Genomic DNA, 22,604 nt, shown 5'->3' with positions numbered 1-22,604 from the left:
CGTGCACTTAAAATCCCTGACTCTGAAAGGCTTTAAATCCTTTGCCTCGGCTACCACTCTCAAGTTTGAGCCGGGGATTTGCGCCGTGGTGGGGCCAAATGGCTCGGGGAAATCAAATGTGGTGGATGCCCTTGCCTGGGTGATGGGTGAGCAAGGGGCAAAGACCTTGCGGGGCGGAAAAATGCAGGACGTTATTTTCGCTGGGGCGGGGGAACGGAAAGCCTTGGGGCGGGCCGAGGTGACGTTGACCATCGACAACCATGATGGGGTTTTACCTATTGACTACCAAGAGGTGTCGGTTACCCGGAGAATGTTTCGGGATGGGGGCAGTGAATATGAGATTAATGGTTCTCGTGCGCGGTTGATGGATGTTCAGGAACTATTAAGCGATTCCGGGATTGGCCGGGAAATGCATATCATTGTCGGGCAGGGGAAATTATCTGAAATTCTAGAATCAAGACCTGAGGACCGGCGTGCTTTTATTGAAGAAGCTGCTGGGGTGTTAAAGCACCGTCGACGGAAGGAAAAAGCCCAGCGCAAGTTGGCGGGGATGCAGGCTAATTTGGATCGTCTGAAGGATCTGACCGCCGAATTGTCCCGTCAATTGACTCCGTTAGCGCGCCAGGCGGAGGCGGCAAAAAAGGCCGCAACAGTGCAGGCGGAGTTGCGCGAGGCGCGCCATAATTTGGCGGCAGTACAGATTATTGACCTGCGGGTGAAGCTGAAAAGTGCCGAAGGGGAGGCGCAGCGGGCTGCTGAAGAAGAGGACATTCTTCGCCTCCAGTTACAGGAGCTGGAGCAAGAACTGGGGATGTATGAAGAAGAAGTAGCGGTTCTTAGTCCCCGGGTAGCGCAGGCCCAGGAGGTGCATTTTCAGCTTTCTACTCTGTTGGAGAGAGTGTCAGCCACGTTAAGAATCGCTCGGGATCGAGCTGGTGATGATGGTGCCGAGCATTCCTATTCCGGCCCTGATCCTCAACTCTTAGAAGCTCAGGCTAAGCGAGCTCATTCCGAGCTCAGTGAGTTAAAAGAGTCCATTGAGATTGCCGAAGAACGGTTGGTCACCATTGAGGAGACCGTCAGCGAACAAGAAGAACGTCTGCGAATGGCTGAGGCTGAACATCTTGCTCAGGTTCGGGCTATTGCTGATCGGCGGGAAGGAATTGTTCGGCTTCTTGCTGCTGAGGAATCCCAGGCCAAGGAGGTAGCAGCACGCCAGGCAGAAATACAGCGGTTGAGTGAGGATGAAACTTTCGCTAAGGCTCAACTCCAGGAAATCTATGAGGAGCAGGAAGAAGCTCGACGCCAACTAGCGCAATGGGAAGCAGATGCCGAACCTTTGAATGAGGCGGAACGTCGAGCACAATCTGAGCTAGCCCAGGCTAAGGATCGTTTGACGCAGATCTATGAGGAGCAAAAAGGTTATGAACGCCGGATTTATGGTTTGCAGAGCCGAATTGAGACCTTGCGCCATACTATCCCGGCTGTTCCGATAGAAAGCGTGGTAGAACAGGGGGAGTGGGGGTTACAACCAATTTCGGAATTATTAGGGCTAGAACCCGGTATTGATAAGGCAGTAGCAGCCGCCTTGGGTGCGCATTCTGATGCGTTGGCAACGTCACACTGGGGGGAGATAGAACAGAAGCTCCAGGACGTTGAGGTGTCGAGACTGACCTTGATGAGATGGGATGATCAGCCTCAGCACGGTGGCGATGGTTGGCATTTAGAAGTTGAGCTTCCTGGAACTATTTCTTGGCTAAGAGACAAGATGTCGCCGCATCCAGGAATAGCGGAAGTTATTACTCGGCTTCTTGCGGATGTTGTGTTGGTTCCCGATGGGGTTCGTGCCCAAGAGGTGGTCCGCGAAGATCCACGATTAAGAGCAGTGACCTTAACCGGAGAACTGTACGGTGAAGGCTGGGTGCAGCGTGGCCAAGCTCAATCCACTCGAGTAGAGATCTCCTCACAAATTAGTGAAGCGGAAATGGAGCTAACACGCGTCGAACATGATGCAGAACAGCTCAAAGGCACTGTAGCTGGGGCTGAGCACAGCGCTGAAGACGCTCGTATGAGAAGCGCGAAAGCAACGGCTGCGATCCGTGAGATCACAGCAAAGCAGGAGGAATGCCGGCGCAATGCGCAGCGGATAGCGCGGGATGTTGAACGTCGAGAAGAACAATGGAAGCGAATTCAACAACAAATCCGCGAGCAAGAAGAAAGACGAGCGCAGGCGGAAAGGTCCTTGGCGGACACCAGAGATCGGGTAGCGAGGGTAGAAGAGCCCGACAGCACTGATCAACCCTCCACTGAAGCCCGCGATGAAGCTCAGACCGCTGTGGCGCAAGGACGAGCCATGGAGATGGAAGTTCGCATGAGTTTAAGGCAGCTCCAGGATAAAGCTGAACAGTTGAGCGGGCGGGCCGATCGGCTAATACAACAAGCAGAACAGGAAAAACAAGCTCGCCAGCGGTTTGAAGCCCGGATGCAGCAACGGCGGCGACGTGTTGCTCTTGCCCGTAAAGTTGTGGACTTGGCGGCCGAACTAGAGATGACGATAAGGCTGGAGGTTGATAGTGCCGGTGCTCAGCGCGACGACTTATTAAGCCGCGAGACCCAGTTGAAAAACCAGGTCAACGGGCTAAAGCAGCAAGTTAAACAGGTGCGCACCCATCACGCTAGAAAAGTAGAACTTAGCCACGATGCAGATATGGCTTTAAGCCAAGCGCAGGTTCGCCATGATGAGACTGTTGACAAGACTGTTGAACAATTGGGGATTCCCGTGGCAGAACTTCTGGAAAACCATCAGCCGGGACCGGATTTTGATGTTTCGGCAGAACGAAAACGGGTGAAACAAGCGGAACGAGACCTCCGTTCTTTAGGCAAAGTCAATCCCTTGGCCTTGGAAGAATATCGGGCCTTGGAAGAACGCCATCGTTTTTTGTCCTCTCAGCTAGATGATGTGCTTCAAGCCAGATCTGACCTCGAGGGAGTTATTTATGACGTCGACGCCCGAATACTTCAACTTTTCTGTGACGCCTGGCGTGACGTGGAGGCAGAATTTCCGGCCGTATTTCGCACCCTCTTTCCCGGCGGTGAGGGACGGCTCATTCTGACCGAACCCGCCGACATGTTAACGACCGGGATTGAGGTAGAGGCGCGTCCCCCGGGAAAGAAAGTGACTCGGCTTTCCTTGCTATCGGGTGGGGAAAAATCGCTGACTGCCTTAGCGATGTTGGTGGCGATTTTCAAAGCTCGACCCAGTCCCTTTTACGTCCTCGATGAGGTTGAAGCAGCGTTAGATGATGTGAATTTGCGTCGTCTTATTGCGCTTTTAGAAGAACTACGTAAAGACTCCCAGCTCATTGTGATCACTCACCAAAAACCGACGATGGATGTCGCGAATGTTTTATATGGTGTGACTATGAGAGATGATGGGGTAACCAGAGTGCTCAGTCAGCGGATGTCCCCTCATCGTGTCACCAAGGACACCGAGTAAACTTTCCACCGTCTTTGTCCAACCATTCTGAGTTTTAGTGTGTAAGGAGTCTTCCCACCCCATGAGCCCAGCGGCTAACCCCACCCCTTTCGCTGATCTTTCGGACTCTCTACTCGGCTGGGCCTCCCACACCGAGTTGGAACTTTCTCAACAGCTCGCTCACCCGGACTTGGACTGGTTTATTGACACCGATCTTGGTTCCGATGAGTTAGAAAGAATCGATCGACTATTTGGAACATTTTTAGGTCGCCAACTTGCTTTTGGGGCCGATATTGATGCCTTGCTAGAGGTCACCCCTTCGTTGCTGGTGTCCACTGCCGTGTCCAGGGCAGCGCGACTGATAGATCCTGACCAGTTTTGGCAAGAATATTTTGTGGGTTTAGGTATTCAACCGCAACCTCAGTGGGAGGCAGCTTTAGAACGTCACGCACTTCCGGCGTTTAAAAAATGTGGGTTGGTCGTCCCCGACTTTCATCCTGCCCCTAGCGGTGCTTTTATTGCTCTACTCCATGCCGGCATGACAGCGGCTGAAGTTCCCGCCATTCTAGAGACCTTGGATAGCATTGATCCGAAGATTCAGGTAAAAAGCACTGAAGTAACTGAAGTCTTAGGCTCTGCCCTGAGCGCGGACACAAGTCCCATCACTCACCGTATTTTTCATGAATGTGGTGCCCACCTGCACCAACTTCTCCCCGGTGTTCAGGAACTTCGACGCTTCTCCGTAGCTCATCCAAGTTCCTGGTTGGACCGGGACTACTCTCACCTTCAACCGCAGTTACCGCAGTTAGTGCGTGAACTTGTCGTCGCTGAACTCCGAGAACGCCCGGTAGGAACCACAGACCGGGCCAGCGCTGTAGGAGTAGCGCTTCGGGAGCTTCGACCTCGGCTCGTATTGGACACAGCCCGGCACAAAATTTGTCTACGCCTACCCGAACAACGGGTAGCGCCGGGTGGGAATGGCCGGGCAGAAGTATCCTGGCGGGTAAGTATTGAAGGCACTACTCGAATTTTCCGGACTGGTCGGGCGTGGGGAGAACCAACCTATGCTGAGGTTTTAGATATTTTCGTGGACCATCCGGTCCGAGAAGTTGCAGTGCTTGATGCTACCAATAATATTTCTTGGGCCGTTCCTGTCCTCAACGCCGATGATCCAGTCCTTATTTTCGCCGCCAACGGGCAAAATCTCAGTGCTAAAGCCTCGCTGCACCATCAAGAGTTGTACGTGGTCGCTCCGGTAGAAGCCACGATGATGGATGTAGTGTCTGGACAGGAACTCCCGGAGCTTGAGCGCTTTGATATTCCCGGCTGGGAGAATTGGAGCTGTCGGCTGATCGACGCCAGCAACGCGGCTAGTATCCAAATTCTGCGCCCAGGACACACCCCATCAGCGATGCATGAAGTCCGGTGCGTTGACCCACGGCAACGGGCTCGCTTCCGGCATCCCTCGGCCCCCATTGAGTGCTTAAGAACTTCCGGTGGACTGAAAGTCCATCGAGATTCCGTCATAGCTGAGTTTCCGCCGACACTATCGGGTACTGATGAAATCTGGTATCTCTCTATTTCTGCTTACGCTGGGGTTGGGGTCGCGGGTGAGGAAATTGCGGACCCTGAGCCTCTGGAAGTACCTGCTGAAGGCGGAGAATTCCCGATTTTCGACCCTGAGGCCTACGATGCACCCTGGGTTGGGGAGTATCTCATTAGGTTACGTGGGCCGCGTAATGAATCCTTCCGTCATCGCTACGGGATTGTTGAAGGAATCCGCACCCGCATAGAAATTGGCGGTGGAAGCACCACGGTTCGGATTCCGACCGGAGGTGGGTTAAGCGAATCCACGTTGACTCTATGGCATGGTGAAAAACCATTCGACGTAGAACCGGGGCAAACAATCACGGTGGGTGCCTCCGAGGCCGGGGCAGATGTGGTGATTTCCACCGATGAAGGAGATCGACTCCCCTTAAGATTTACCCCGCCTCGGCTTCACTTTGAGGTCCCACTCCTGGCTTATCCTCCAATGTGGCGAACTACTCGCTTAGAGTGCCAATCCCGGTCTTTTGATCCGGCTGGAGAAATCAGAGTGAGGGGAATTGGCACCATGGATAAACCGCGGATAGCGGTGCGAAATCACCACGGATCTCCCTTGCGTACAGTGTCGATGAACTCAGATGACGGTGGGCGCACCTGGATTGCCTCGATGAAAGACATTGCTGCTTCAGCAGCTCTCTTACCCTCGGGAACCTTAGACTGCGAGTGGACTGACACCAATATCAACCGTCATATTTCAGTCTGTTTAGCGGGGATCAGCTCGACGCCACATGCAACGACTGCCAGTATTGACAATGGCGAGCTGGTGCTAAGTGAGCTGGCTCCAGAACGCCGACTTGATGCTTGGGTGTGGCCAGAAACTGCGCCGTGGTCACCGGCTTGTAGCATTGCTGTGGAGGGAGAACGCACGGCGCTTCCCCCTGAATTGGTAGATGCTGGTCCCCTTCGGGTGCAGCTCCACACCCGAGACCCATTTATGAACCTGTGGTCTCCTCAGGCGCCTGGACTGGGGACCTTGGGGGCGTCCCAAGAAGGATATTTCACAGCTCAAGATGACGCACTCAGTGAGCTTTCCGCCTTCCTCGCCGGGGAACGTGATTCTGCTCCCGATAATGATGAAGTTCTTCCTATTTTGTGGGATCACCTGGGGGCTGCGTCGTCGAGTTCTCGCCCAGCGATTCAAACTGCGTTAGAATCTCGTCCTTTTGCTTCCATCGGGGCGTTGTCGGGCTCGTTAGTACCTGCCGAAAACCAGCCGGGACAAATTATTAATTCCGGGCTCGTAGCGGTGAATTTCGAGTCCGAATCCGACCATACGGAAGATATCCCTGCGGCTTTTCATTCCACGCCCTGGTTGCGGGCGCTCGCGGAATTATCTCGTCTACCGAAACTATGGCGTCAGGTGGATCAAGCCCTAGCTGAAGGAGATGTGGATGCGGCGACAGTCGGACGTCGAGCCTTAAAGGCCCAGCTAGATGTGCTAGCCGAAACCGCCGGAAAGAATCTGGTTAGCACCTTAAGCACTGGGCGCGACGCCACGCTCGATAGTGCTTGTATTGACCAATCCACGGTCCGGATCGCGCAGATGGATGTATCTCAACAAGAAGCACTACTGGGAATGTTTTTTGCCAATGTCGAGGTGATCCCCGGGGCCATTATGGAAGAGGGGAACCGCCTCATGGCGGTATTTGAGGCGTTCCGACACCGCGAACAACTGCGTTCACTGATGACGTCCGAAGGGCTCATTAAACCCGCGGTGAAATTATTGCGAACTATGCGCGGTACTCAGCGAAATCTGTATGCGGCTGCGCGAGTTCGGTTTGACAAACTCGATGGTGTTAACACGGAAGACCCGAATCACGCTTGGGCGTTAGCGCCGGTTGTTTCGATGGTTTTCGCCCTTTCAGCGCGAATGCACGCTCACGGTTTAATGACTAAATCCCGGACTCTAGACGACGCCGCCCGTGGTTGGGCACAGCTTGCTCATGTTGTCCCGGATTTAGTAACCGGAGATATTGTTAGCGCTGATGCCATGGTGATGGCTATCTCTCAAGCAAGCCTGCGCGACTAAAATTCAGCAACGCTACCATAGACCCCATGGGTTCAACGTATGTAATCATTGGTATTGTTCTGGCGATTGTACTGGTGATTATCCTGCTTTTGCTGTGGGGTAATCATCGGCGCAAGTCCAAGTTGATTAGCTTCGGGGAGCAGGAGCAACCGCAGCGTGAGCTGACTCAACAAGAAAAGTCCGGAAATTATCAGGCGAAACAGGGCTTTCAATTTGCTTCTGCGGCGCCGGCGCGGGAAAAGCAGCCTGTGGTGCGGGAGGAACCTCACTCCGGTAGAGAAGATCTTCGGTCGACTCCGCAACCGCCGTTGGATCAGCCGAATCTGGCCTCAAAGCTTCCGGAGCAGGACTCTCAGCACTCAGAAGCTGAGGTTCCGGCAACATCTGAGCGTCCAGAAAACCAGATTGCTGAAGATCCTCAAGAGGGGTTAGCGGCGCTCGGGGGAGATGCGCAGCGGGAAGAAACTCGGGAAGAGACTCGGGAGGACGCATCAGGGAATCGTGAAGGCGTGGATAAGCTGACGGCTACTGATCACGCGCCGGAGCGGGATAGAAAAGAATTTTCGACACCAGAGTTAAAGACTGCGGAATCCGAAGAAACGGATGAAGAAGATGGTTCCCACGGTGAAGAGACGGGGGACAGCGCGCAGTCTAAGCGCAAGGCTGAAGCAGCTGAAGCTGCTGAGGCGGCAGCAACCCAGGTGGAAAGTGCGGCAGAGGCAAAAGAGGTTACTCCGGTTCCTGAGGAACCAGTAACTCCTAGTCAACGTCAAGAGCCTGAAGAAGACATTGCTCCGGCCGCCGGGCGGATTGGTCGTCTACGTGGACGTTTGTCACGCTCGCAAAACGCTATCGGTAAGAGCGTTTTAGGGATCTTAAGTGCCGGAGACCTCGATGAGGACGCCTGGGAGGAAATTGAAGATACGCTTTATATGGCGGATTTAGGTTCAGTGGCTACCGAGAAGGTCATGGACAATTTGCGCACGAGGATCGCTGAATCTGGGGTAGCCAATGAAGCTCAAGCTCGAAGTATGCTTCGGGAATGCCTGATTGAAGCGGCGAAACCCGATATGGATCGGTCTATTCGAGCAGTTCCCTCCGAAGGTAAACCTGCGGTGGTTTTAGTTGTGGGTGTGAATGGCACTGGGAAAACCACCACTGTTGGAAAACTCGCTCGGGTTCTGGTGTCCATGGGTCATTCGGTTCTCTTGGGAGCGGCTGATACATTCCGCGCTGCTGCTGCCGATCAGCTAGAAACATGGGGGCGTCGTGCAGGTGCGACGACCATTCGCGGCGCAGAAGGTGCGGATCCCGCCTCAGTAGCTTTCGATGCTGTGGCCCAGGGAGTTAAAGAGCGCGCCGACGTAGTTCTGGTGGATACCGCTGGGCGTTTGCATACCTCTAAAGGTTTGATGGATCAGTTGGGTAAGGTCAAGCGAGTTGTCGAAAAGAAAGCCCACGTTGATGAGGTTTTGTTGGTTCTAGATGCCACAGTGGGTCAAAATGGCCTCATGCAGGCCCGGATTTTCCGCGATGTGGTGGATATTACTGGCGTGGTGCTCACGAAACTTGATGGAACAGCCAAAGGGGGGATTGTGTTCCAGGTCCAGGAAGAGCTGGGAGTTCCGGTGAAACTGGTTGGTCTCGGTGAAGGCGCCGATGACTTAGCTCCCTTTGAAGTCGAGGGGTTTGTTGATGCCCTGCTGGGATAGAACTCCAAGCGGACCCTGTGTCTAGTTCCCCCTAAATTAGGGTAAGGGAACCAAAAGGCGTCGAGCACAGTCATAAGACACTAAGTACGGTTACCTGGAAGTGCCGTTGATATGAACATCGGCTAACGGATAGTAGGTGGGATCGGTGGATCCCGCCTCCGGAAATGGGCTCCCTGTCTCTGGTGAGGGGGCCGGCTACAGGGGCTTTCTGAGATACCTGCGGGGGGAGTGTGGGTATGATCCGTCCCGATGTTTTAACCCAGGTAACCGTACTTTTCTCTCTTGATTCTGCAGCAAAATTTTCCTTACCCCTGGGGTTCGGTTAGCTCAATATAAATCTGTCGGTCTATAGTTAGTTATGTCCTAGGGGTGAGAAACCAGGTCACCTCCCACCCCTAGGGCGTCGAAGAAAAGAAACGCCACGAGCTGGTGTGGATTGACTGTATTAACTGAAGAGAAAGGCCTCACCACCATGACCGATGCTGACCTGGTACAGGCCTCAGGTAATTCCTCCTGGATGCTGATTTCCGCAGCGTTAGTGCTGCTGATGACTCCGGCTCTGGCCCTTTTTTATGGCGGAATGTCGCGTCAAAAATCTGTCCTCAACATGATGATGATGAGCTTCGGCGCCCTAGGGGTAGTCAGCGTTATCTACGTGTTCTGGGGCTGGTCAATGTCCTACGGCACCCAATCACTAGGCGGGATAGTAGCTAATCCTTTCGAGTTTTTCGGCTTAAGAAATTCCATTGTTGACGAAGCCGGAAATTACCTCGCTGGGGCCAATGACTATCCCAATGTCATTGATATCGGATTCCAACTTACGTTTGCCGTTATCTCGACAGCGTTGATCTCTGGCGCGCTCGCCGAACGCGTAAAGTTTGGCACCTGGTTGCTTTTTAGCGGTCTGTGGGCGACTTTTGTGTACTTCCCGCTAGCTCACATGGTGTGGGGAGGCGGACTACTGGGGCACACCGAATCCGGTTTATCTGCCCGCCTATTTGGTACGACAGAAGAAGCAGGGAAAACTGTTGCTGCGATTACCCCCATCGACTTCGCCGGTGGAACAGTGGTGCATATTTCTGCGGGTACGGCGGCGCTTGTCTTAGCCATCATCGTTGGACATCGCAAAACTTTCTTGCGTCAACCACATCGTCCGCACAACCTACCTCTTGTTATGCTCGGCGCAGCTCTACTGTGGTTCGGTTGGTTTGGGTTTAACGGCGGTTCGGCTTTCGCAGCCAATGGATTAGCTGGGCTGGCTTGGCTCAACACCACTGTGGCTACAGCGGCAGCAATGTTGGGCTGGTTGCTCATTGAAAAGCTTCGCGACGGGCACCCCACTTCCTTAGGAGCTGCCTCCGGTGTGGTTGCAGGTCTTGTGGCCATCACCCCAGCAGCAGGAAACCTGACTCCCGTCACCTCGATCATCCTCGGCGCGATTGGTGGTGGCTTAGCCTGCTTAGGTGTTGGGCTCAAGTACCGCTTCCGCTTCGATGATTCCCTCGACGTCGTCGGAGTTCACCTGGTTGCTGGGTTATGGGGCACCGTGGGTGTTGGCCTTTTAGCCTCTGACACGGGATGGTTCACCGGTGGCGGACTAGCAGGTTTCAAACTCTTTATCATTCAAATCCTCATTGCCCTTATTGCGATGGTGTTCTCAGCGACGCTCACCACCGTCATTGCTCTGGTCTTAAAGCAGGTCAGCGGCTGGCGCTTAGATGATGAAGAAGAAAACCGGGGTGTGGATTTAGTCCAACACGGAGAAACTGCTTATGACAATATCGGTCCTGATATCCGATAGTCCCACGACAACGCGCTAAAATTTGCGCGGAGGAACCCCACCTATCCGGATGCTTAATCTTGAGGAGATGCCCTGATGAAGCTGATCACCGCTATTGTAAAACCCTTCACCCTCACCGACATTAAAGAAGCCCTGGAAGACGTTGGTATTCACGGTATGACTGTGACCGAAACCCAAGGTTTTGGTCAGCAAAAAGGTCATAGTGAGGTGTATCGCGGTGCAGAATACGCCGTGGATTTTGTGCCGAAATTGAAAATTGAAGTCGTCATCGATGATGCTCAAGTAGCAGATGTTGTTGACGCTATTGTTAGTTCGGCCCGCACCGGGAAAATCGGGGACGGCAAGGTATGGGTAAGCCCAGTAGAGCAACTTGTGCGGGTACGCACCGGGGAACGTGACGACGCCGCCCTATAAGAGAGCCGCTCAACGTCTCCAGGAAGAAGAAGCGCTGCTTTGGACACTTCCTCTTCCTGAGGGTACGGCTTTGGCGGCCACCGGCTCCTTAGCGCGTCGGGAATTGACCATTCATTCCGATCTCGATTTACTCCTTCTTCACGAGCCTGGATGCGCCCCGACGGAAGAAGAGCTCGCTCAGATCTGGTATCCGCTGTGGGATGCCGGGAAGAAAATTGACTACGCAGTTCGCACTCCCGATGAATGTGGCGCCATTGTCAACCACGATGTGACTGCGGGGTTGGCTCTGTTAGATCTTCGCCACATCAGTGGAGCAGAGGAGCTAAGTCTTCGAGCTCGGCAATCCGCGTTAAAGATGTGGCGCCGGGCCATGCCGAAGAATTTCGATGCCGTCGTAGATAGTGCCATCAAAAGATGGCGACGTGCCGGCTCGGTGGTAGCTATGACCCGACCCGATTTAAAACAGGGCCGTGGAGGGCTACGTGACGCGGATCTGATCCGCGCAATTTCACTGGCGCATCTTGCTGACGCTCCACCTCTGGGGCAGGAACGAGAACTCATCCTTAAAATTCGGGCCTGTTTGCATGAGCACCTCCGCCGTAGTCGAGACATACTTGATCCTGAATATGCGGGGGATATTGCTCATGATTTGGGGTATGAATCACGCTATGATCTCATTCGAGATCTGGTGTCCGCCGGGAAGAAAATTGATGAGGCACTTACTGAAGCTTTAGCCGGGGCGCGGACTCTGCTCAACCGTCGGCAACCCTGGTATCGGCGCAGTTCGCGGCGTCGCCCTTTAGAATTAGACGTGGTGGAATCAGAGGGGCGAGTCACGTTATCCAGAGAGCCAAATTTTGAAGATCCTGGTCTTCCTCTCCGGGTAGCGGCCTCGGCAACTCGCTATGGATTACCTATTGATCCAGGGGTGTGGGCTCGGCTAGCCCGGACGCCAGTGCCCCCAGAACCTTGGCTGAAAGTTCAAAGCGCAGATTTTATTGCGGTGTTGGCCTCATCCGAGTGGAGCCCGCACGTGGTAGCGGAGCTTGATGCTCACGGATTATGGGAAAGATTTGTTCCTGACTGGCAATGGGTGAGGGGGAGACGCCCCGCGGAGCCTATTCATATTCACAGCATCGATAACCATTTATTGGCGACGGTTGCCGAATGCGCCCGTCGGTCGGTGCAGGTGGCACGCCCGGATCTGTTGCTCCTGGGGGCCCTCTTCCACGACATCGGTAAAGGCTATGGACGCCCCCATGAGCAAGTAGGCGCTGAGAAGGTCGCCCGGATGGCGGCCCGATTAGGTTTTCATTACCAGGATCGCTCTCGTGTTCAAACTCTCGTGGCAGAACACACCACCTTATCCCGCTTGGTGGCACAGTGTGATATTTATGATCCGCGAACCGTTGATACTCTCCTGGAGGCAGTCCACCATGACATCCTTACCCTTGAGCTACTAGGGGTGCTTACCGAGGCAGATGCTCTCGCAACTGGGCCAGGGGTGTGGAATGCGCGCCTGGAGCGCGGCCGTGATCACCTCATAGCTCGCGGCCGGGAAGAACTTCAACGCCTCCACTACCTCAGTCCCGCTCCCCCTATGGTTCGAGTCCCCGGTGAATTAGGCGTACACCCAGAGTGTGAAGACGGCTTCCCCGTGGTCTACTGGAGAGGAGAGCACCAACGGCAAAGTATCCGTATTCTCGCGCTTTGCGCGGCGAAAGCCTGGAATATCGAGGCGGCACGTATGGTCCGGGTAGGAGAACAGGTGCAAGCTGAATTAGTCGTGCGCCCGACGGCCGGGAGGCAAACCATTGATCCTAATGATTTGATCCAAACTTATCGTTCAGGTGTTCATACCGTGATCCCTCAGATCCAACCACGGCCCTGCGCGATATATTGGCATGAATCCATTATTGAAATCCGCACCCCAGATCAGCCTGGTGTTTTTGGTGAGATCCTGCGTGTTTTGCCTGAAGCGGATTGGATTGAATTGAAGAATATAGGTGACACTCTTATTGTTCGTTCTGCATTATCAGCACCCATAAATAGGGCAGAGACGGAGCGTAACGTGACCCGAGCCCTGGGGAACAGTTAGCATAAGGTGACCTAGCATAAAGATCTGTAAGGGAGAGCACTGACGTGTTTGAGTCGTTGTCCGATCGGTTAACCGGGGCCCTCACTGGACTGAGAGGGAAGGGACGCCTGACCGAGGCCGACATCAACGCAACTGCTAGAGAAATCCGGCTAGCACTCTTAGAAGCGGATGTGTCCTTAACCGTTGTGCGCGGATTTATCAAACGCATTAAGCAACGCGCACTCGGAGCGGAAGTATCTGAGGCCCTTAACCCTGCTCAGCAAGTCATTAAGATTGTGAATGAGGAGCTGGTTGAGATTCTGGGTGGGGAAACTCGGCGTCTCAATCTGGCGAAACATCCTCCCACAGTCATTATGTTGGCTGGTCTTCAAGGTGCCGGTAAAACCACGTTGGCTGGAAAATTAGCCCTTCACTTGAGTAAAAAAGGGCACACCCCGATGTTGGTTGCCTGTGACTTGCAACGCCCAGGTGCAGTTCAACAGTTAGAAATTGTGGGTGAGCGGGCTGGGGTTCCCACTTTTGCGCCTGACCCGGGAACTGCCCCCGACTCCTCCGATCATGATATGGGGACTAGCCACGGTGATCCCGTGGAGGTGGCACGCCAAAGTATTGAAGAAGCACGACGTCAGCAACGAGATATTGTGATTGTCGATACCGCGGGACGTTTGGGTATTGACGAGACTCTGATGACCCAAGCGAGGAATATCCGAGACGCGGTATCTCCAGATGAAGTCCTCTTTGTCATTGACTCCATGATTGGTCAGGATGCGGTGACTACCGCGGAAGCTTTCCGCGATGGTGTGGATTTCACTGGCGTGGTGTTGTCCAAGCTTGATGGTGATGCACGTGGTGGTGCTGCACTGTCTATTCGTGAGGTGAGTGGCAAACCTATCTTGTTTGCCTCAACTGGTGAAAAGCTCGAAGACTTTGATGTCTTCCATCCCGAGCGTATGGCCAGCCGAATTTTGGGGATGGGGGACATTCTCTCCCTCATTGAACAAGCCGAGCAAACGTTCGATCAGCAAAAAGCGGTTGAGACAGCTACCAAAATTGGATCCGGTGAGTTGACGCTTGAGGATTTCCTCGAGCAGATGTTGATGATTCGTCGAATGGGTCCTATCGGAAATCTGTTGAAGATGCTGCCGGGGGGCAAGCAGATGAATCAGATGGCCGACATGGTTGATGAAAAGCACCTGGACCGGATTCAAGCAATTATTCGAGGGATGACGCCGGAAGAACGGAATAATCCGAAAATTCTGAATGCGTCTCGGCGGAAGCGAATTGCGCAGGGATCTGGCGTTTCGGTTTCCGAGGTTAACCAGTTGGTGGAGCGTTTCTTTGATGCGAAGAAGATGATGGGGAAGATGGCTGGCCAGTTTGGGATGGGGGGTATAGGCCGCAGCGCTACTAAGAAGAAACCTAAAGGCCGAAAAGGGAAAAACGGGAAGCGTAAAGCCCCTAAACAGCGTTCAGGTGGCGGTATGGGGATGCCCTCTATGGCGGAGCTTCAGAAGCTTCAACAGCAGATGGATGCCGGTCAAGGTGGTTTCCCCGGTATGGGTATGCCAGGTGCTATGCCCAAAGGGCTGGAAAATATCGATCTAAATAATCTTGATTTCAGCCAGAAGAAGAAAAAGAAATAGGTTACTGCGGGGTTTTAGAGGAGATCGTTGGGGTTTATGCCACGAGAATCCCGAATTTTGGAATTGGCTCCGGCTGTTAATAAAACATCGACGATCGCTGAATCCGGGTAATGCTTAGCGGCCGCATACCACAAGGGGGTGCGGCCGCTGTGGTCTTGAGGATCTATGGTTGCTCCAGCGTTGAGGAGTGTTTGAGCGATATCATCGGCACCCCAGATGGCAGCGTGATGTAATGCTGTGCGGGCTTTTTCATCCTTAGCATGGACGTCGGCGTGATGTGCGCAAAGAAGATTGGTTGTCCAGAGGTAATTACCTTCTGCACTTAACATCAGTAGAGTTTTGTCACCGTCCACGCGGACGTCGGGCCCAAGTCGATTAATGAGGTGCTCCAGCCCTTTCGTATCGTTGCTTAGAAGAAGGGACTCAACACGGTGATTATCGGTGTACCTGATAAAAGTGCGCGGAAGCCTTAGCACAGGGGAGGTCACAGCGATTAATGTACATCCTTTGTGGGAAAATCGCATCTGGTAGCCATATTTGGATTTGGGTTGCTAGCTGACTATAATTACCCAGGTTGTCTTTAGGAGGATAAAGATAACACATAATTCTGCGTAACATCGTTATCGGCTCCGGCCGACCGGTGGTCACGCGCAGGCTAAATCCAAGGGTTGAACCGGCTTATCGTAATTGCTGATAAGCGTCTGAACTGCCCGGTGACCAAAAGAAAGAGGATAGTTGTGGCTGTCAAAATTAAATTACAGCGTCTCGGTAAAATTCGTACTCCTCACTACCGAGTAGTGGTGGCTGATGCCCGGACTCGCCGGGATGGCAAAGTCATCGAAAATATCGGTATCTACGAGCCCAAGCAAGAGCCTTCCTTGATCAAGATTGACTCAGAGCGGGCTCAGTACTGGTTGGGGGTTGGTGCCCAGCCCACTGAACCGGTGTTGGCTTTGCTGAAGGTTACTGGTGATTGGCAGAAGTTTAAGGGTCTTCCTGGTGCCGAAGGCACTCTGAAGGTTGCTGAAGAAAAGCCGTCCAAGCTGGATCTCTTTAACAAAGCTCTGGCAGAAGCTAATGAAGGGCCGACTGCTGAGGCTATTACCGAGAAGAAGCGGAAGGCGCGCGAGGAAAAAGCTGCGAAAGAAGCAGCTGAGAAGCTCGAAGCGGAGAAGGCTGCCGCTGCAGCTGGTGAAGCTGACGCTGATGCCGAAGCAGCTGAATAGTTTTTAGCTTTGGTATGACGGATTAAAAATCAGTCAATTTACCGCTATTACCTAATGCAGGGTAATGGCGGTTATTTTTTTGCGCTGCTACAGTTTTAGCTATGGAAATTCGGGATGAGCAGGCGCTTCGAGCGGCTAAGCTATACTATCTTGTGGGATTAGGGCAGGCCGAGGTCGCTAAAGAACTTGGAGTATCCCGGCCAACCGTCTCTAAATTGTTGAAACTGGCGAAAGAGAAGAAATTCGTCGTTATTGAAATTCATGATCCCAGAGAAAGTAGCGGAGAAGCAGCTGAACAATTATTAGAGCGTTATCGTCGCTATGGCGTCCAGGAGGTGCGAGTGGTTGATGCACCGCGAGACAGTAGTGAGGAATTGCTTGCTGAACTGGGACGAGCGGGGGCGGAGCTGCTCAGCCGCGAGGTTAATGATGGTTACCGAGTAGGAGTGTCGTGGGGTCGTACCATGCATGCGGTAGCCCAGGCCCTGGAATATTATCCACGCCGGGGTGTAGAAATTGTCCAGCTCAAGGGGGGAATGAGCTATACCAAGTCCACAACCAATGATATGGAGACCATTAACCTGTTTTGCCGGGCATTTGATGCCGACGCCCGCACCTTACCATTGCCCGTCATTTTCGATAATGCGGAAACCAAGCACGTAGTTGAAAATGATCGCCATATAGCTCATTTATTACAATTAGGCCGCACTACTGAGGTAGTTGTTTTTACCGTCGGCCATGCCCACCCTGATTCTTTACCACTGACTTTAGGTTATTTGACTGACTCAGAAATAGCTGATTTATCTACCCAGGCTATTGGTGATGTGTGTTCCCGGTTTTTTAATACCGCAGGCGATATTGCGAACGCGGAAATTGATGAACGGACCGTAGGGATTTCGCTGGCTGATTTAGCTCAGCGTCCCGTGAGAATTATGGTGGCCGGTGGCCGGTGGAAAGCACAAGCTATTGATGTTGCTATCACAATGGGACTTGCGACCCATCTGGTCATTGATTCTGATACAGCGACAGAGATTCTTGAAGAAGGTTGGGAAGAGGCATAGAAAAACCCAGGTCCCACACCAGAACATGATGTTCAACCTGGGTTTGTGACTGCCTTGGTTATAGGGCGACGACTCCGACGATTGCGGCGTTGAGCATGTTGGTGCAGAACCCAGCGAAAAGAGCTTTGAGGCCAAGCTCTGCTACGTCTCCGCGACGTTCAGGGCAGAGCGCACCGAAGGCGCCAATTTGGATAGCGATAGAAGAGAGATTAGCGAAACCAGCCATCGCAAAGGTTGAGATCATAATGGCTTTTTGAGAAAGGTCGTTGACATGACCGGAAAATGAGGTATAGCCGACGAACTCATTGAGGATGGTCTTTTGACCGATGAAACTGCCTATTAAACCCGATTCTTGCCACGGAACGCCGATAGCCCAGGCGAGAGGAGAGAAAACTAAGCCGAAGAGTCCCTCGAGGGACCAGTTATCCTGACCGAAGAGATGCCCGATTCCGCCGAGGATAGCCGAAAGCATGGAGATCAAGGCGATAAAGGCGATGAGCATACACGCTACCGAAACAGCGATCCGGCCACCTGCCATAGCCCCGGCCCCAAGTGCGTCGATAATATTTTTATTTTCTTCGTCCCGCACGGAGCGAACATTCGCCGAAGCCGTAGAAACCTCCGTTTCTGGCATCAGGGCTTTCGCCACGATCAAGGAGCCCGGCGCGTTCATGATTGAGGCTGCTAATAGATATGGCAGCGGGGCGCCGAGGAGGGAATAACCAATCAGGGTAGACCCCGCGACGGAGGCGAATCCTCCGGTCATACAAGCGAAGAGCTCGGATCGGGTGAGTTTAGGTAGCCAAGGGCGGATCACCAAGGGGGCTTCAGATTGGCCAAGGAAAATGACGGTGGCGGCCCAGACGGACTCCACCTTAGAGGTGCCCATGAGTTTGTTCAGCGCAGTTCCAACGATCTCGACAAACCACTGCAGGATTCGGAAATAATACAAGGCAGCGATGAGTGCGCCCAGGAAGATGATGACCGGCAACACATTAAGGGCGAAAACAAAACCGGTTTTTTCGCCAAAAAGCGGTCCGAACACGAATGATGTTCCCTGCGCAGTGAAGTCGATAAGTTTTTGCACCACATCGGCGGTCCACCGTAGGGCGTGGAAGCCCGGTTCCCACTTGAGAACCAGCAGAGCAAAAACAACTTGCAAGACTAAGCCGACGCCGAGAGTGCGCCATTTGATGTGGCGACGGTGGGAAGAAAAGAGCACCAACACCCCGAGAATGAGGATGATGCCGATGAGACCTTGAAAACGCTCCATGTTTTACTCCTGTTCCAGAGCGTCTGGGCCGAAAGAATTCGGCAAAATTTCTTCAAAATCTAAAGATAGCGGCTGATGCTCGGAATCTTCAACGATCACTGCGCCGCAGTTGAACTCGCGGAGAACCTGGCGACAGGCGCCGCATGGCCAACACGGCGCCGCCTTTAACCCAACGATGGCGACGGCGACAATCTGGCGATACCCAAAGCGGGCGACCATGCTGGTCACCGCATTGCGTTCGGCACAAATCGCTTCTCCATAAGCTGCGTTTTCGACATTGCAGCCGGTAGTGATGGTTCCTTCGCTGTCAATGAGTGCAGCACCGACGGGGAAACCTGAATAGGGGACGTAGGCATGGTGAGCAACGTCCCGGGCAGCCGCTAACAGCTCCTCATGATTAATCGTTATTGCGGAGGTCATACCGGGATCCTTTCTCGACGACCACCGATGAACCAGTGCGGAACATTAGATAACTGGCTCATTGACAATTGTTCTAATTCGAATGATAATCGGATCATAGGCATTGGCGCAAGAATTTTAGATCACAAAAATGAAGCGGGCGCCATCGCTGGAAATCTCGAAGGAGAACTACCATGACGGAAGCCTTTGATGTCGTTGATGTCATCCGTACTAAGCGAGACTGCCAAGAACTTAGCCCAGAACAGATTGCCTGGGTCATTGATGCCTATACGCGTGGGGTGGTGGGCGATGAACAAATGGCGGCCCTGAATATGGCGGTGTTTCTTAATGGAATGAACCGTCGCGAAATCGTGGACTGGACCCAAGCCATGATTAATAGTGGGGACAAGATGAGCTTTGACTCTCTGTCTAAACCCACCGTTGACAAACATTCCACTGGCGGGGTAGGGGACAAAATCACTCTTCCCCTTGGGCCACTGGTCAGTTCTTTTGGAGTAGCCGTTCCACAACTTTCAGGTCGAGGACTGGGGCATACTGGCGGGACCCTCGATAAATTGGAATCGATTCCCGGATGGAAAGCAGAGGTAAGTAACTCACGTCTTATGGAGATCCTGGAGGATAATGGGGCAGTTGTTGCTGCTGCAGGAGCAGGATTGGCCCCTGCCGATAAAAAGATCTATGCGCTCCGGGACATTACCGCTACGGTTGACAGTATCCCTCTAATAGCTAGCTCCATCATGAGTAAAAAAATTGCTGAGGGCACCTCGGCCCTAGTGCTCGATGTCAAAGTCGGGAGTGGTGCTTTTATGAAAGACCTGGACCAGGCGCGTGAACTCGCGCAAACCATGGTGGACCTCGGTGAAGACGCTGGAGTGCGTACCCGAGCAGTGCTTAGCGATATGACTATTCCATTAGGACGAACCATTGGAAACGCCCTCGAGGTCCGCGAGGCGGTAGAAGTTCTCGCCGGCGGCGGACCGTCGGACGTCGTCGAACTTACATGTGCCCTCGCCTCCGACATGCTGGAGCTGGCTGGCATGCCTGACGCAGATGTGGCCGCTGCGTTACAAGATGGACGGGCAATGGACTCCTGGCGAGCAATGATCAGCGCCCAGGGCGGAGATCCCGATGCCGCACTCCCGCAGGCGCAGCATACCCATGACATCTGCGCTTCTCAGGATGGATACATCACGAAACTAGATGCCTTGGCGTTGGGAGTTGGGTCTTGGCGATTAGGGGCGGGGAGAGCTCGCAAAGAAGACCCCGTGCAAGCCACTGCTGGAATTGAGATTCATACTGGATATGGGGAAAAAGTTAGTCGAGGGCAAAAGATTGTGACCTTGCATACCGACACCCCTGACAGATTTGAGCGGGCGATGGAAGTTATCACGGCAGGGATCGACATTGGGATGGAAAAACCCGCTGAGCGGATCTTGATTCACGAGAGAATTTATTAGATAACCCATGATGGAAGTAAGGACGGCGTAACCCGTGAAACGCGAAGAATTAGCGCAGTACATCGATCACACTTTGTTGAAACCAGAAACTACACCGGAGCAGGTCAAAGACTTGGTGGCTGAAGCGGCTGAATTGGGCACCTATTCAGTGTGCATATCCCCCTCCCTGTTGCCGGTGGAGGTTCCAGATAATCTCAAGGTTGCCACCGTATGCGGATTCCCCTCAGGAGCTCATGACAGCGCTATCAAAGCCGCAGAAGCTCGCGATTCTGTGGCCAAAGGCGCAGCTGAGGTAGACATGGTCATCAATGTGGCCTACGCGAAAACCGGAGACTTTTTAGCCGTAGAAAAAGATATTCGGACAGTGCGTGAAGCTATCCCAGGGACGGTGCTAAAAGTCATTGTGGAAACCGCCGCCCTGAGTGATGAAGAAATCACCGAATGCTGTTTGGCTGCGGAACGCGCCGGGGCAGAATTTGTCAAAACGTCGACGGGTTTTCACCCGGCAGGTGGGGCGAGTGTGCACGCGGTTGAGCTCATGAACAAAGTTGTTGGAGGCCGACTGGGGATTAAAGCCTCAGGCGGAATTAGAGAAACAGCCACAGCTTTGGCAATGATTAAGGCTGGAGCTACTCGACTGGGATGTTCCTCCTCCCGCGACGTTATTGAAGGTCTCTGAGATCATGACATCTCGTGAGCAAGAACTGCTGCACCGAGCTCGCCACTGGATCGCCCATGATCCGGATCCCGCGACTCGGAAGGAACTCAGTGAGATATTAGAGCTAGCAGATCCAGATCAGCGACACGCCGAACTTCAGGCCAGATTCTCCGGTCCGTTAGTTTTTGGAACAGCAGGTTTACGAAGCCGGATTGGTGCAGGTGAGTCCTATCTCAATCACGCCACCATCGCTAGAGCGAGTTTCGGATTGGCGCGGTGGTTGACCGGAAAAACACCACAGCCTCGAGTAGTGGTGGGATGCGATGCTCGGCATGGGTCCGCAGATTTTCACCGAGTTGCCTGTCAAGTATTGTCAGCGGCCGGTTGCCACGTTGAGTCTTTAACACCACAGCTTCCTACCCCGGTGACAGCTTTTGCTGTGCGGTATCTCAACGCCGATGCAGGCGTGATGATTACGGCCAGTCATAATCCGCCTCAAGATAATGGGTACAAGGTTTATCTGGGTGGGCGAGTAGTAGAAAGCGATGAGGAACGCGGCGTGCAGCTCATTAGCCCCGCTGACCAAGAGATAGCGGAAGCTATTGCTCAGAGTCCAGAAGCAGATGAGATTGACCGGGACTCGCGCTTAATTACAAGGCAAGGGGAGGAACTGCTTGAAGCCTACTATTCACGGGTGTGCTCGCTGATTCCATATGAGCGGCGAGATCTTCCCATCGTGATAACAGCTATGCATGGGGTAGGGGGGAAAGTTCTGGAAACGGTGCTGCGACGTTGTGGTTTTCACAACGTCTACCCAGTAGCTGAGCAACAGGAACCAAACCCAGATTTCCCTACCGTTGATTTCCCTAACCCGGAGGAACAAGGTGCTTTAGATCTCGCGATAGCCACTGCTCAGCGGCACGATGCCCAGCTTATTCTAGCCTTAGACCCGGATGCGGACCGCTGTAGCGTGGCTATTCCTCAGGGCGGAGAGTGGGTGCAGCTTTCCGGTGATCGAGTTGGTACCCTGCTTGGGGAAGATTGTGCCCGACGCCGTGATGGAGACGGGGTTCTTGCCTGTTCCATTGTCAGCTCGCGGATTCTAGAACAAATTGCTCGGCGAAATGGTTTATCGTTCCGTCCTACCCTGACCGGATTCAAGTGGATTGGAAGAACCCCACATTTAACCTTTGGTTACGAAGAAGCGTTGGGATACTGTACGGACCCGGAGTGGGTGCGTGATAAAGACGGAATCAGTGCTTGCCTGCGGGTGGCAGATTTAGCCGCTCGACGGGATCTAGCTGAATTTGCTCACGAGATTGATCAGCTGTATTCCGTGTACCTCACCAGGCCGTTGACGCTGAGATTTACGTGTTCAGAAAATATTTCTTCCACCTTGGCTAACGTTATTGCTGATCCTCCTAAATCCTTGGCTGGTAGCCCGGTGGTGAGTAGCTACAACCTTGCCGAAGGCTATGCGGGATTGCCGTCCACGCCGGGAATCATGTTGATTAGCCAAGCGGGAGATCGAGTGGTAATAAGACCGTCGGGCACCGAACCTAAGTTGAAGTGTTATCTGGAAACTGTGGATCATTCCGCAGACCAGGCTGCTCAACGGATGGACCACATAGAAGCGGAATTATCGGCATGTCTTAAGGCATAAGTGCACGTCTATTGCTGATCACAGAGGTACCCGAGGCAGTGATTCTTAAGATCAGTGGCCCCGGGTTTT

General features: G+C 53.3%; 15 protein-coding genes. 12 read left to right on the top strand and 3 right to left on the bottom strand.

The window, feature by feature from the left end; all coding sequences use genetic code 11:
* Position 1: 1 nt before the first annotated feature.
* From smc to ffh, 7 genes are all read left to right on the top strand, one after another.
* Entirely contained in the window at positions 2-3,496 is a 3,495-nt protein-coding gene (gene smc / locus GP475_RS07485) for a chromosome segregation protein SMC (RefSeq protein ID WP_187973811.1), read from the top strand.
* 61 nt (positions 3,497-3,557) lie between these two features.
* Positions 3,558-7,109, top strand: coding sequence for a hypothetical protein (locus GP475_RS07480; protein ID WP_187973810.1), 3,552 nt, complete (start codon positions 3,558-3,560; stop codon positions 7,107-7,109).
* Between the two features lie 26 nt (positions 7,110-7,135).
* The gene (gene ftsY, locus GP475_RS07475; protein WP_187973809.1) at positions 7,136-8,821 is read left to right on the top strand and encodes a signal recognition particle-docking protein FtsY; all 1,686 of its coding nucleotides are present in this window, start codon (positions 7,136-7,138) and stop codon (positions 8,819-8,821) included.
* Positions 8,822-9,293: 472 nt separating this feature from the next.
* Positions 9,294-10,622 carry an ammonium transporter gene (locus tag GP475_RS07470; protein ID WP_187973808.1) on the top strand — a complete coding sequence of 443 codons (1,329 nt, stop codon included), beginning with the start codon at positions 9,294-9,296 and terminating at the stop codon, positions 10,620-10,622.
* 75 nt (positions 10,623-10,697) lie between these two features.
* Positions 10,698-11,036 carry a P-II family nitrogen regulator gene (locus GP475_RS07465; protein WP_187973807.1) on the top strand — a complete coding sequence of 113 codons (339 nt, stop codon included), beginning with the start codon at positions 10,698-10,700 and terminating at the stop codon, positions 11,034-11,036.
* On the top strand, positions 11,017-13,134 hold the full coding sequence (locus GP475_RS07460) for a [protein-PII] uridylyltransferase (RefSeq protein WP_187973806.1): 2,118 nt from the start codon (positions 11,017-11,019) through the stop codon (positions 13,132-13,134). Before GP475_RS07465 ends, GP475_RS07460 begins: the two co-directional genes overlap by 20 nt.
* A 44-nt stretch (positions 13,135-13,178) precedes the next feature.
* Positions 13,179-14,777, top strand: coding sequence for a signal recognition particle protein (gene ffh / locus GP475_RS07455; protein WP_187973805.1), 1,599 nt, complete (start codon positions 13,179-13,181; stop codon positions 14,775-14,777).
* Positions 14,778-14,791: 14 nt separating this feature from the next.
* On the opposite strand, the gene GP475_RS07450 is transcribed toward ffh, so the two are convergent.
* Entirely contained in the window at positions 14,792-15,265 is a 474-nt protein-coding gene (locus GP475_RS07450) for an ankyrin repeat domain-containing protein (RefSeq protein ID WP_187973804.1), read from the bottom strand.
* 249 nt (positions 15,266-15,514) lie between these two features.
* On the opposite strand from GP475_RS07450, the gene rpsP reads away from it, so the two are divergent.
* Positions 15,515-16,003: a 30S ribosomal protein S16 gene (gene rpsP / locus GP475_RS07445; RefSeq protein ID WP_187973803.1), complete on the top strand. Its 489-nt coding sequence runs from the start codon at positions 15,515-15,517 to the stop codon at positions 16,001-16,003.
* Between the two features lie 101 nt (positions 16,004-16,104).
* Entirely contained in the window at positions 16,105-17,064 is a 960-nt protein-coding gene (locus GP475_RS07440) for a sugar-binding transcriptional regulator (RefSeq protein WP_187973802.1), read from the top strand.
* A gap of 58 nt (positions 17,065-17,122) precedes the next feature.
* Here the strand turns inward: GP475_RS07440 and GP475_RS07435 are convergent, their stop codons facing one another.
* Together GP475_RS07435 and GP475_RS07430 are read right to left on the bottom strand one after the other, a co-directional pair.
* The gene (locus GP475_RS07435) at positions 17,123-18,337 is read right to left on the bottom strand and encodes a NupC/NupG family nucleoside CNT transporter (RefSeq protein ID WP_187973801.1); all 1,215 of its coding nucleotides are present in this window, start codon (positions 18,335-18,337) and stop codon (positions 17,123-17,125) included.
* 3 nt (positions 18,338-18,340) lie between these two features.
* Positions 18,341-18,757 (bottom strand): cytidine deaminase, encoded by a 417-nt coding sequence (locus tag GP475_RS07430; RefSeq protein WP_187973800.1) that lies wholly within the window; start codon positions 18,755-18,757, stop codon positions 18,341-18,343.
* A gap of 173 nt (positions 18,758-18,930) precedes the next feature.
* Here GP475_RS07430 and GP475_RS07425 point away from each other — a divergent pair, with 173 nt between their 5' ends.
* Genes GP475_RS07425 through GP475_RS07415 form a run of 3 tightly spaced genes read left to right on the top strand, consistent with a single transcriptional unit; the run spans position 18,931 to position 22,535 of the window.
* The gene (locus GP475_RS07425; protein ID WP_187973799.1) at positions 18,931-20,214 is read left to right on the top strand and encodes a thymidine phosphorylase; all 1,284 of its coding nucleotides are present in this window, start codon (positions 18,931-18,933) and stop codon (positions 20,212-20,214) included.
* A gap of 34 nt (positions 20,215-20,248) precedes the next feature.
* Positions 20,249-20,893: a deoxyribose-phosphate aldolase gene (deoC, locus tag GP475_RS07420; RefSeq protein ID WP_187973798.1), complete on the top strand. Its 645-nt coding sequence runs from the start codon at positions 20,249-20,251 to the stop codon at positions 20,891-20,893.
* A 4-nt stretch (positions 20,894-20,897) separates the two neighbouring features.
* On the top strand, positions 20,898-22,535 hold the full coding sequence (locus tag GP475_RS07415; protein WP_187973797.1) for a phospho-sugar mutase: 1,638 nt from the start codon (positions 20,898-20,900) through the stop codon (positions 22,533-22,535).
* Positions 22,536-22,604 lie beyond the last annotated feature (69 nt).

The organism is Corynebacterium poyangense (assembly GCF_014522205.1).
Lineage (GTDB): Bacteria > Actinomycetota > Actinomycetes > Mycobacteriales > Mycobacteriaceae > Corynebacterium > Corynebacterium poyangense.
The sequence above is the reverse complement of the archived record's forward strand: the minus strand, read 5'-3'. Positions and strand labels throughout refer to the sequence as shown.

Excerpts from the sequence above, each read along its gene's own strand:
- GP475_RS07430 (WP_187973800.1), bottom strand. The coding sequence starts at position 18,757 with ATGACCTCCGCAATAACGATTAATCATGAGGAGCTGTTAGCGGCTGCC.
- GP475_RS07470 (WP_187973808.1), top strand. The coding sequence starts at position 9,294 with ATGACCGATGCTGACCTGGTACAGGCCTCAGGTAATTCCTCCTGGATG.
- GP475_RS07415 (WP_187973797.1), top strand. The coding sequence starts at position 20,898 with ATGACATCTCGTGAGCAAGAACTGCTGCACCGAGCTCGCCACTGGATC.
- GP475_RS07440 (WP_187973802.1), top strand. The coding sequence starts at position 16,105 with ATGGAAATTCGGGATGAGCAGGCGCTTCGAGCGGCTAAGCTATACTAT.
- ftsY (WP_187973809.1), top strand. The coding sequence starts at position 7,136 with ATGGGTTCAACGTATGTAATCATTGGTATTGTTCTGGCGATTGTACTG.
- GP475_RS07480 (WP_187973810.1), top strand. The coding sequence starts at position 3,558 with ATGAGCCCAGCGGCTAACCCCACCCCTTTCGCTGATCTTTCGGACTCT.
- GP475_RS07435 (WP_187973801.1), bottom strand. The coding sequence starts at position 18,337 with ATGGAGCGTTTTCAAGGTCTCATCGGCATCATCCTCATTCTCGGGGTG.
- GP475_RS07465 (WP_187973807.1), top strand. The coding sequence starts at position 10,698 with ATGAAGCTGATCACCGCTATTGTAAAACCCTTCACCCTCACCGACATT.
- GP475_RS07425 (WP_187973799.1), top strand. The coding sequence starts at position 18,931 with ATGACGGAAGCCTTTGATGTCGTTGATGTCATCCGTACTAAGCGAGAC.